Raw genomic sequence first — 10234 nt, 5'->3', positions numbered from 1 at the left:
GAGATTGCTGAAGGTCCTTCGGCCCTTATCGCAGCCTCGTGCCTCGACAGCGGCTACAGGGGGCGACTCCCGCTTGTGGCCTCATTCGCCGCGAATGTACTGCTCCAGTTGTTTGATCAGGTCCGTCTGTTCGGCAATGGCTTCCTTGACCAAGTCACCGATGGACAATAGGCCCAAGAGTTGGCCGTCCTCAACCACTGGAAGATGGCGCAGGTGGCTGTCGGTCATGATGTTCATGCATTTCTCGACGGTTTGGTGGGTGTCAACGGTAATCACCGGCGAGTTCATGATCTCGTGGGCCTTGGTCGTCACGGAGGACAGGCCATGAAGGATGACCTTGCGGGCGTAGTCACGTTCACTGATTATCCCGACAACTTTCCCATCTTTGAGAACGGGCAAGGCACCGACGTTTTTCGACGCCATTACGATCAGCGCTTCAAACACCGTATGGTCATGTGGGATGGTGTGGACTTGCTGGTTTTTCTGGTCTTTGGACTTGAGCACTTGCGCAACGGTTTTCATGGAGGCCACTCCGATATTGTTATCGTTGGGAGGTTAGCAGTCCCTACAGAATCCTAGACTGCCCAAGGCAGGGCAAGGTCCAAAGCGGCGTATATCTCGTCGAAAAACGTCATTGTTCCGGTTTCTTCACCCTTCTACGTCTTGTTTATCGGTTTTTTCGCCTGCCTGGGGCTGCTCGCTGTCTTGCGCTTGGCCGGTTTGCGCTTGTTTTTCCAAGGTGTGGCTCCGCGTCCCGCTAGGCTGGCCGGACCGCTGATGGTCAGACGCATGCCGGTACAGCGCGCCACCTGTTTGCTCATCCACGCGGCCTGTTTGGCGACGAATTCTTCCAGGCTCATTTCACCACTCTGGACCATGTCCAGGGCCTGCTCCCAAATGGCCGTGGTGCCGGGATCGGCAATCGCCCGTGGCACTGCATCGATCAGGCTGAACGCTGCCGGTGTCGCCGACAGGGCCTTGCCGTTTTTCACCAGGTAGCCCCGGTCCAGCAAGCCCTGGATGATCCCTGCACGGGTGGCTTCGGTACCGATCCCGGTGGTGTCCTTGAGCTTTTGCTTGAGCAATGGGTCTTCCACCAGTTTGGCGACGTTTTTCATTGCCTTGATCAAGTCGCCCTCGGTGAACGGCTTGGGCGGTTGGGTCCACAGGTCCTTGAGGTTGACCTTGGCTACCGCGTAATCATTGCCTTGTACCAGCGTTGGCAAGGACTGCGGCGCCGACGCCTCGCGCCCCTTGGTCGGTGCCAGGGCTTCAGGCAGTGCGCGTTTCCAGCCCGGCTCGACGATGACTTTGCCCACTGCCCGCAAGGCTTCGCCCGCGCAATCGAAATCGGCCTGGGTACGGTCGTATTCGTGGTTGGGCAGGAACTGCGCCAGGTAGCGGGCACGAATCAGGGTGTAGACCGCGCGGTGCTTGCCCGTCAGTTGCCCCAGGTCCCTGCCGGCGCCAGTGGGGATGATGCCGTGGTGGGCGCTGACCTTGGCATCGTTCCAGGCCCGGGAGCGGCGCTGGGGGTCGATATGCGGCATCAAGGCTTGGACCGCCTGATCAGCCCGGCCCAGCGCTGCAAGAATGCCAGGTGCCTCGCTGTGTTGACTAAGGGGCAAATAGCCGCAATCACTGCGCGGATAGGTGATGACTTTGTGGGTTTCGTAGAGCGATTGGGCGATGTCCAGGGTTTCCTGGGCACCAAGGCCGAGTTTTTTCGAGCAGATTTCCTGCAGCGTGCCGAGGTCGAAGGGCAGAGGCGCCACTTCGCGCATGCGTTCGGTGCGCAGCTTGATCAACCGCGCATGGCTGGCGTTGTTCATGGCGTCGGCGGCATCTCGGGCCCGCTGTGGATTCAGACAGCGGCCCTGATCGTCACAGACGTCTTCGGCGGCGCGCCATTGGGCGGTAAAGGTTATAGGGGCATGGAGCAAATCGACATCGATGGCCCAGTAAGCCACCGGCACGAAGTCTGCGATGCTGCGGTCGCGATCGACGACCAGGCGCAGGGTCGGGGTTTGCACCCGGCCGACCGGCAATACGCCTTGATAGCCGGATTGGCGCCCCAGCAGGGTAAACAGGCGGCTCATGTTCATGCCGATCAGCCAGTCGGCACGGGAACGCCCCAGGGCCGAGTGATACAGGCTGAAGGTTTCGGCGCCGGGTTTTAGTGCCGTAAGGGCTTTGCGAATCGAGGCATCGTCCAGCGCCGAGAGCCACAACCGTTGGATTGGCCCACGATAACGGCAATGTTCCACCAGTTCCCGGGCGATCATCTCGCCTTCCCGGTCGGCATCAGTGGCAATCACCAGTTCCTGGGCTTCCCCCAGCAAGCGCTTGACCGCTTTGTACTGGCTGGCGGTCCTGGGCTTGACCAGCATCTTCCATTTTTCCGGGACGATAGGCAGGTCGGCCAGCACCCAGCGTTTGTACTTGGCGTCGTAGGCATCGGGCGGAGCGGTTTCCAGCAGGTGGCCGATGCACCAGGTTACCGTGACCCCCGGCCCCAGCCAGCAACCGTCGCCACGTCGGCTCGCGCCGAGTACGGCGGCGATATCCTTGGCCTGGGACGGTTTTTCACAGAGGAACAGCCGCATGGTCACCACATTCATCACGAAATTGAATGGGAGCAGGATGAGCAAGTAGACCGCGTTGATCAAGCTTTATCTGTATGGATGTACAGCTGAAGGTTTCAAGCTGCAAGCGACAAGTAAAAGCCGAATCGCTTTTTCTTGCCGCTTGAAGCTTGCCACTTGCTGCTCAGTCGCTATCGATATCCACATTCCGGGTTTCTTTAAGGCAGAACAACCCGACAATCAGGCTCACGCCGGTAATTACCACCGGGTACCACAAGCCATAGAAGATATCGCCGGTGTACACCACCAAGGCAAACGAGACCGTGGGCAGGAAGCCGCCGAACCAGCCGTTGCCGATGTGATAGGGCAAGGACATCGAGGTATAGCGGATGCGGGTCGGAAACAACTCTACCATCAGCGCCGCCAGCGGCCCGTAGCACATCGCGGCGATGAGGATCAGCGCGACGATCAGCACCACCACCATGGTTTTGTTGACCTGTGCCATATCGGCTGACTGCGGATAACCTGCCAGTGCCACTGCGCCCTTCAAGGCTGCTTCGTCGTAGCCGTCAATGCGTACCTCGCCCACGTTCACCTGCACCGGGCTGCCTGTCGGGGCGGCAGCGCTGCTGTAGGGCAGGCCCTGCTTGACCAGGAAGGTCTTGACCTTGTCGCATGGGCTGTCGAAACGCGCCTTGCCCACCGGGTCGAATTGGAAGGTGCAAGTGGCCGGGTCCGCCAGCACGGTGATCGGCGCCTGGTTGCTGGCCTGGTCCATCGCCGGGTTGGTGTAGTGGGCCAGGCCCTTGAAGATCGGGAAATACAACAGGGTAGCCAGCAACAGGCCGACCATCAGCACCGGTTTACGTCCCACTTTGTCCGACAGCCAGCCGAAGAAGATAAAGAATGGTGCACCGATCACCACGCTGATGATCAGCAGCATATTGGCCAGGGCCGGGTCCATCTTCAGGAACTGTGTGAGGAAGAACAACACATAGAACTGCGCGGCGTAGAACGTCACGGCTTGCCCGGCATTGATGCTGAACAGGGCGATCAGCACCACCTTGAGATTTTCCCATTTGCCGAAGGAGTCGCGGATCGGTGCCTTGCTGGTCTTGCCTTCTTCTTTCATTTTCAGAAAGGCCGGCGACTCATGCAGGCTCATGCGGATCCAGGTGGAAACCCCCAGCAGCACGATCGACAGCAGGAACGGCAGGCGCCAGCCCCAGACTTCGAATTGATCGCCGGTGAAATAGCGGCACGCCAGTACCACCAGCAAGGACAGCAGCAGGCCGAGGGTGGCGGTGGACTGAATCCAACTGGTGTGGAAACCGCGTTTGCCAGCCGGGGCGTGCTCGGCAACGTAAGTGGCCGCGCCGCCGTACTCGCCACCCAGGGCCAGGCCCTGGAGCATGCGCAGCGCCACCAGGATAATCGGCGCGGCAATGCCGATGCTGGAATAGGTCGGCAGCAAGCCGACGCAAAAGGTCGCCACGCCCATCAGGATGATGGTGGCGAGGAAGGTGTATTTACGCCCGATCATGTCGCCGAGGCGCCCGAATACCAGAGCGCCAAACGGCCGCACCACAAAGCCGGCGGCGAAGGCCATCAACGCGAAGATGAAGGCCGTGGTGTCGTTGACCCCGGCAAAGAATTGTTTGCTGATCACCGCAGCCAGGGCGCCATAAAGGAAAAAGTCATACCACTCGAACACCGTCCCCAGAGAGGAGGCGAAGATGACTTTTTGCGTGTCGTTGCTGGCGCGTGCGCCGAGCGCCGGGTCCAGAGGTTGAGCATGTTCTGACATTGGGTAGCCCTCACAGTGATTATTTATTGTTGTTCCACTGTCGACGCCGGATCGGCGCCGCTGTTCTTTTGTAGGAGCGAGCTTGCTCGCGAAAAACCTGAGAGCGACGTTGAGTACCAGGCTTCCCGCGTTATCGTTAACGACCTCCGCGAACAAGAACCAGGAATCCCCCTCGCTCCCACACTACAGGTCAAACCGATGTAACCCGTTGTTTCTCCGTGGCGAGACTCCTTGTGTTCGGCGAAAGGATCAGATGCGCGGCTTTTTCCGCGATCATCAGCGTCGGTGAACAGGTGTTGCCAGAGGTGATGCGCGGCATGATCGAGGCGTCGGCGATGCGCAGGCCAGGGATGCCATGGACCCGTAACTGCGCGTCGACCACGGCGTCCTTGTCGCTGCCCATGCGACAGGTACCTACCGGGTGGAAGATGGTGGTGCCGATCCGCGCAGCGGCTTCGTGCAATTGCTCTTCGGTTTGCAGGGCATCGCCGGGCAGGTACTCCACCGGCTTGAATAGCTTCAACGCGGGCGCGGCCACGATACGCCGGGTCAGGCGAATGGCGTCGGCGGCGACTTTCAAGTCGTGCGGATGGCTGAGGTAGTTGGGCTGAATCAGCGGCGCGTCCTGAGGATCGGTTGAGCGAATATCGATGCGCCCACGGCTTTGTGGCCGTAGGTCGCAGACCGACGCGGTAAAGGCCGGGAACGCATGCAGCGGCTCGCCGAAACGCTCAAGGGACAGCGGTTGAACGTGGTATTGGAGGTTGGCCGACGTCTGCTCCGGCCCCGAGCGGGCGAACGCGCCGAGTTGGCTGGGCGCCATGGACAGCGGGCCGCTGCGGTCATACAGGTAGCGCAGGCCCATGCCCATTTTGCCCCACAGCGTGCCGGCGACCTGGTTCAGGGTGCGGGCGTTTTCCAGCTTGTAGATCAGCCGCAGTTGCAAGTGATCCTGCAGGTTGCCGCCGACGCCCGGCAGTTCATGCACAACATCGATACCCAGCGGCTTGAGTACGCTGGCCGGGCCAATGCCGGAGCGTTGCAGAATCCCCGGTGAACCCACGGAGCCGGCGCACAGGATGATTTCCTTACGCGCCCGCCAGGTGTTTTGCTGGCCTTGCTGACGGCCAATGACGGCGGCAGCGCGGCTGTTTTCCAGCAACACACGATCGACCTCAACTTCGGTCAGTACGGTGAGGTTGGGGCGCTGGCGAATCGGCTTGAGAAACGCCTTGGCCGCATTCCAGCGCACCCCGGTTTTCTGGTTGACCTGGAAATAGCCGCAGCCCTCATTGTCGCCCTGGTTGAAGTCGCTGATGCTGGCGATACCGCTTTGTCTTGCTGCATCGCGAAAGGCATCGAGGATTGGCCAGTGCAGGCGCTGCTGTTCGACACGCCATTCACCACCTTCACCATGAAACTGTGAGCCACCGGCGAAATGGTTTTCGCTTTGCTTGAACAGGGGGAGCACATCGTCCCAGGCCCAACCGGGATTGTCATCGGCCGCCCAGCCATCGTAGTCCTGTGCCTGGCCGCGCATATAGATCATGCCGTTGATCGATGAACTGCCGCCCAGCACTTTGCCTCGTGGGTAGCTCAGGGCGCGACCTTGCAGGCCTGCCTGGGCTTGGGTCTTGAAGCACCAGTCGGTGCGAGGGTTGCCGATACAGAACAGGTAGCCGACGGGGATATGAATCCAGGGATAGTTATCGCGGCCACCGGCTTCAAGCAGCAGCACGCGATGGGCTGGGTTGGCGGACAACCGATTGGCCAGCAGGCACCCCGCAGGGCCGGCGCCTACCACCACGTAATCGTACTCAGCCGTTGCAGAATGCATCTGTGACCTCGTTTGTTGTTCTTATGGGTTTCATCCTAGTTGTTAGTTTTCGTCTTAAAAATGTTAATTTTTACCCAGCTGCTGTGCGTTTTTAAACAGCGCTACTCTTAAGGGAAGAGGGGAGGTGAAATGTTCGACTGGAATGATCTGCGGTTTTTTCTCGAGTTACAGCGCAGCGGGCGCCTGCTCACTGCGGCGCAACGCCTGAAAACGACTCACGCCACGGTGGCCCGGCATATCGAGGCCATCGAAAAAAGCCTGGGTACCGCGTTATTCGTGCAGCATGCCCAGGGCTATGCGCTGACGCCATCCGGTGAGGCGCTGCTCAAGCACGCTGAAGCCATGGAAAACGTCGCGCTGCTGGCCGCAGAGGAGTTGACTCATAGCGCCGCGCTCCTGGGCAAAATTCGTCTCGGCGTGGCCGAGGGGCTGGGCGTGATGTTTTTAGCCGGGCGCATGGGTGGCCTGTTCGAGCGTTATCCGGGGTTGGAAGTGGAGTTGGTGGCGGTGCCGCGCTTTGTCAGCATCCTCAACCGCGAGGCAGAAATCAGCATCCACCTGGAACGGCCAAGTGTTGATCAACTGGTGACCCGCAAGCTTACCGACTACCGCCTGGCCCTCTATGCCAGCCGCAGCTACCTGGATCGCACGCCACCCATCGAAAAGCGCGAAGACCTGGCAGGACATGCCTGGATCGATTATGTCGATGACCTGCTGTTCAGCCAGGAACTGAAACTCCTCAGCAGCTTTTGCCGCAATCCCAAAGTAGTGTTCCACAGCACCAGCGTCATCGCCCAGCACCAGGCGGCGCGCTCGGGGCTGGGGATTGCAGTTTTGCCGTGCTTCATGGCAGCGTCCGATCCGGACCTGGTGCCGCTGTTGCCGCAAGAAAGTATCCAGCGCAGTTATTGGATCAGCTCCCGGCGCGAACTGCACAAGTCGGTGCGGTTACGGGTGTTGTGGGATTATTTGGTGGAGCTGTGTGCACGGGAGCAGGGGTTGTTGTTGGGGGAGGTTTAGCTGGCGAAATTGGATGAGAGTGCGGGAGTTGGCTTGTCGAACGCCTGAAGCCGATTTTTGTAGCCGCTGGCGAGGCACGAGGCTGCGATAAGGGCCGCAGGACCTTCAGCAATTTCAAGCCCCAAACGACTGCTGCGCAGCCGATCGCAGGCTGCGCCAGCGGCTACAGAGATCGCTTGTGTAGCCGCTGTCGAGGTACGAGGCTGCGATAAGGGCCGCAGGACCTTCAGCAATTTCAAGCCCCAAACGACTGCTGCGCAGCCGATCGCAGGCTACGCCAGCGGCTACAGAGATCGCTTGTGTAGCCGCTGTCGAGGCACGAGGCTGCGATAAGGACCGAAGGACCTTCAGCGGTCTCAAGGCCCAGGCGACTGCTACGCAGCCGATCGCAGGCTACGCCAGCGGCTACAGAGATCGCTTGTGTAGCCGCTGTCGAGGCACGAGGCTGCGATAAGGGCCGCAGGACCTTCAGCAATTTCAAGCCCCAAACGACTGCTGCGCAGCCGATTGCAGGCTGCGCCAGCGGCTACAGATTTTCGACAGGTTTATCGGTGGTGTGGCTGATTATTGGGCCAGCGGCGTCAGTACCTCGGCCTTGTCGTCCATTACCATGACCACCAGCAGCTTGGCTGGCTTGGTCTGGCTGGCATTGCTGGATTCAAAGTGCCGGGAGCCTGCGGGTTCATAGAACGACTCGCCCACCTTATAGGTCACAGCCTTCTCGTCGTTGACCCGCGAGGTGATCTCGCCTTCCAGCACGTAAGCGACGGCCGTACCGGTGTGGCTATGGGGCGCGGTGGCCTGGCCGGGTGCGTAGTCCACGGTGAGCATGATGGTTTTCTTGCCAGGGAGGTTGGCCAGGGCATGTTCTTGCAGCACGTTGATTTTTTCCTGGTTGTACACCGGTTCGTGGGCAAAAACGCTTAACGAGGCCAGCAGAAGGGTAGTGCCGAGCAGTACTTTCATGACGATGCTTCCGAGTAGTTCCAGACCCTTTTACCCTAAGCTGCGGACGTCGATCGACCAATAGCCAATCCCGGCAAAGGCCAGGAGACCAATGAGTCAGTGATTGAAAACCAGATGGCTGGCCAGGCACTGGTTGGTCAGTTCGATAAAGCCTTGCAGGGCTGGCAACCGGAAGTGTGCGTGGAGTTGATCGACGGACTGCCAACGGCCACTGACGGTCCACTGCTCAGGGTCGACCGGGCTGCGTTGCACGCTGTAGTCCAGGCAGCCGGGGGCGGTACGCACGGCTTCGGCAATCTGTTGCAGGCGCTCGCCCAACGCAGGTGAGCGACCTGGCGTTGCACGAACATGAACGGTATTGAAGGCACTGGCAGGCATGGCGAAGGTCTCCGGGGTTCGGTATCAGCACGCAGGCTAGAACCACCGACTGCAAACACCAATAACCAATCCACTGGAAAACGGCTCAACCAATCTGCTGCAAAATATCGCGTACCTTGTCCAGCGCCGGGTCGATATCCAGGGTCTCGATGGCGCCAAAGCCAATCATCAAGCCCTCGCGTACCGGCGTCTCATGGAAGAACGGGCTCAGCGGATACACTCCCACCTCGACCTTGCGCGCCAACTCCATGAGCAACGGGATATTTACCGGCACTTTGCACAGCGCAGCCAGATGGAAGCCGGCGACGGTGGGCACGGCGTCGAACCAGGGCGAAAGGTCGCCGGCCAGGCGGGCAAGAATGCGCTCCCGACGTCCGGCGTACACCGTATGGCAGCGGCGGATATGCTTGAGCAGATACCCTTCGCTGATGAACTTGGCCAGGGCCCATTGGGGCAAGGTAGAGCTGTGCTGGTCGGTCAATTGCTTGGCCTTGAGTACCGCGCCCACGATGGCCGGTGGCAGTACCGCATAACCTAGGCGCAACTCGGGCAGCAGGGTCTTGGAGAAGGTGCCGACGTAAGCCACCATGCCGCGTGAGTCCATGCTTTGCAGGGAGTCGGTGGGGCGGCCTGAGTAGCGGAACTCGCTGTCGTAGTCGTCCTCGATCACGATCGCGCCCAGCTCGAAGGCTCGTGCCAGCAGGGCTTCGCGGCGTGGCAGGCTCATGGGCATGCCGAGGGGGAACTGGTGGGACGGCGTCACGTAGATCAGCCGTGTACCGTCGGGTATCAACTCGACCTGGATGCCTTGCTCGTCCACCGGCACCCCCACCACGGTCGCGCCCATGGCGTCGAACATCAGCCGCACCGGGGTGTAGCCTGGATCTTCCATGGCGACGAGACTGCCCGGTTCCAGAACCACGCGGGCGATCAGGTCCAGGGCTTGTTGCGCACCATTGGTGACCACGATGTCGTCGTCGCGGCATTTGACCCCGCGAGAAAAAGCGATATGCCGGGCGATGGCATTGCGCAACGCTGGCAGGCCTTCGGGCTGGCTGTAGAAACCGCTGTTCTGGGCAATGCGGCGCAGGGCGTCCTGGGTGCAGCGCCGCCATTCATCCTGGGGGAACAGGCTGCGGGTCGTGGCACCACCGATAAATTCGCAGCGCAATGCGCCGTCTCGGGTGGGGTGGCGCATAGGGGATGGCAGGGATTGCCATTTGCTCAGGTTGGCGGCGCAGGCCAGGTCGGTAGCATTTTGCAGGCGCTCGGACTGTGGCGCCCGGGCGTTGACGAAGGTGCCACGACCGGTCTTGCCGATCAGCAGGCCTTCGTAGCTCAGGGTGGCGTAAGTGTCGGATACGGTCTTGCGCGACACACCCAATTGCTCGGCCAGCAGGCGGCTGGGAGGCAGTTGCGCACCTGCGGCCAGGCGACCGGAGCCAATGGCCTCGCGCAGCTGCTGGTAAAGCTGTTCGGCCAGATCCTTGCGGCCGTTGATGACGACGTGCAGTTCCATGTTCCATCCTGAGGCGATCAATCAACGCCAAGGTTACCCGCAAGTGTGCCTCGCCGGTATAGCCAAAATGGACTCCCCATAAACCGCCTGATTGGCTATAGGGCCTATGCCCCGGGGGCTTT

The 10234-nt window shown here is 60.5% G+C and carries 8 protein-coding genes; 1 reads left to right on the top strand and 7 read right to left on the bottom strand.

Annotation, left to right across the window (positions count from 1 at the left end; all coding sequences use genetic code 11):
* Positions 1–81: 81 nt before the first annotated feature.
* The 4 genes from GIR22_RS22465 to GIR22_RS22450 all read right to left on the bottom strand — a co-directional run bounded on the left by GIR22_RS22465 (position 82) and on the right by GIR22_RS22450 (position 6229).
* A complete protein-coding gene (locus GIR22_RS22465) occupies positions 82–522 on the bottom strand; it encodes a CBS domain-containing protein (protein ID WP_154745467.1) in 441 nt (146 codons plus the stop codon).
* A 134-nt stretch (positions 523–656) separates the two neighbouring features.
* A complete protein-coding gene (locus GIR22_RS22460) occupies positions 657–2606 on the bottom strand; it encodes a DNA topoisomerase III (protein WP_154745468.1) in 1950 nt (649 codons plus the stop codon).
* A gap of 163 nt (positions 2607–2769) precedes the next feature.
* A complete protein-coding gene (locus GIR22_RS22455) occupies positions 2770–4392 on the bottom strand; it encodes an MFS transporter (RefSeq protein ID WP_154745466.1) in 1623 nt (540 codons plus the stop codon).
* 190 nt (positions 4393–4582) lie between these two features.
* Complete coding sequence (locus GIR22_RS22450) at positions 4583–6229, bottom strand: GMC family oxidoreductase (protein WP_154745465.1); 1647 nt, start codon at positions 6227–6229, stop codon at positions 4583–4585.
* A gap of 129 nt (positions 6230–6358) precedes the next feature.
* Between GIR22_RS22450 and GIR22_RS22445 the strand changes: the two genes are divergently transcribed.
* Positions 6359–7249: a LysR family transcriptional regulator gene (locus GIR22_RS22445; RefSeq protein WP_154745464.1), complete on the top strand. Its 891-nt coding sequence runs from the start codon at positions 6359–6361 to the stop codon at positions 7247–7249.
* 564 nt (positions 7250–7813) lie between these two features.
* Here GIR22_RS22445 and GIR22_RS22440 read toward each other — a convergent pair.
* The 3 genes from GIR22_RS22440 to pdxR all read right to left on the bottom strand — a co-directional run bounded on the left by GIR22_RS22440 (position 7814) and on the right by pdxR (position 10112).
* Positions 7814–8215: a cupin domain-containing protein gene (locus GIR22_RS22440; protein ID WP_154745463.1), complete on the bottom strand. Its 402-nt coding sequence runs from the start codon at positions 8213–8215 to the stop codon at positions 7814–7816.
* A 96-nt stretch (positions 8216–8311) separates the two neighbouring features.
* Entirely contained in the window at positions 8312–8593 is a 282-nt protein-coding gene (locus GIR22_RS22435; RefSeq protein ID WP_154745462.1) for a putative quinol monooxygenase, read from the bottom strand.
* 85 nt (positions 8594–8678) lie between these two features.
* Positions 8679–10112, bottom strand: a complete 1434-nt coding sequence (pdxR, locus tag GIR22_RS22430; RefSeq protein ID WP_154745461.1) for a MocR-like pyridoxine biosynthesis transcription factor PdxR — start codon at positions 10110–10112, stop codon at positions 8679–8681.
* Positions 10113–10234 lie beyond the last annotated feature (122 nt).

The organism is Pseudomonas karstica, assembly GCF_009707515.1.
Lineage (GTDB): Bacteria > Pseudomonadota > Gammaproteobacteria > Pseudomonadales > Pseudomonadaceae > Aquipseudomonas > Aquipseudomonas karstica.
Note: the sequence above shows the minus strand (reverse complement) of the source record. Positions and strands in the feature narration are given on the sequence as shown.

Excerpts from the sequence above, each read along its gene's own strand:
- GIR22_RS22465 (WP_154745467.1), bottom strand. The coding sequence starts at position 522 with ATGAAAACCGTTGCGCAAGTGCTCAAGTCCAAAGACCAGAAAAACCAG.
- GIR22_RS22460 (WP_154745468.1), bottom strand. The coding sequence starts at position 2,606 with ATGCGGCTGTTCCTCTGTGAAAAACCGTCCCAGGCCAAGGATATCGCC.
- GIR22_RS22455 (WP_154745466.1), bottom strand. The coding sequence starts at position 4,392 with ATGTCAGAACATGCTCAACCTCTGGACCCGGCGCTCGGCGCACGCGCC.
- GIR22_RS22450 (WP_154745465.1), bottom strand. The coding sequence starts at position 6,229 with ATGCATTCTGCAACGGCTGAGTACGATTACGTGGTGGTAGGCGCCGGC.
- GIR22_RS22445 (WP_154745464.1), top strand. The coding sequence starts at position 6,359 with ATGTTCGACTGGAATGATCTGCGGTTTTTTCTCGAGTTACAGCGCAGC.
- GIR22_RS22440 (WP_154745463.1), bottom strand. The coding sequence starts at position 8,215 with ATGAAAGTACTGCTCGGCACTACCCTTCTGCTGGCCTCGTTAAGCGTT.
- GIR22_RS22435 (WP_154745462.1), bottom strand. The coding sequence starts at position 8,593 with ATGCCTGCCAGTGCCTTCAATACCGTTCATGTTCGTGCAACGCCAGGT.
- pdxR (WP_154745461.1), bottom strand. The coding sequence starts at position 10,112 with ATGGAACTGCACGTCGTCATCAACGGCCGCAAGGATCTGGCCGAACAG.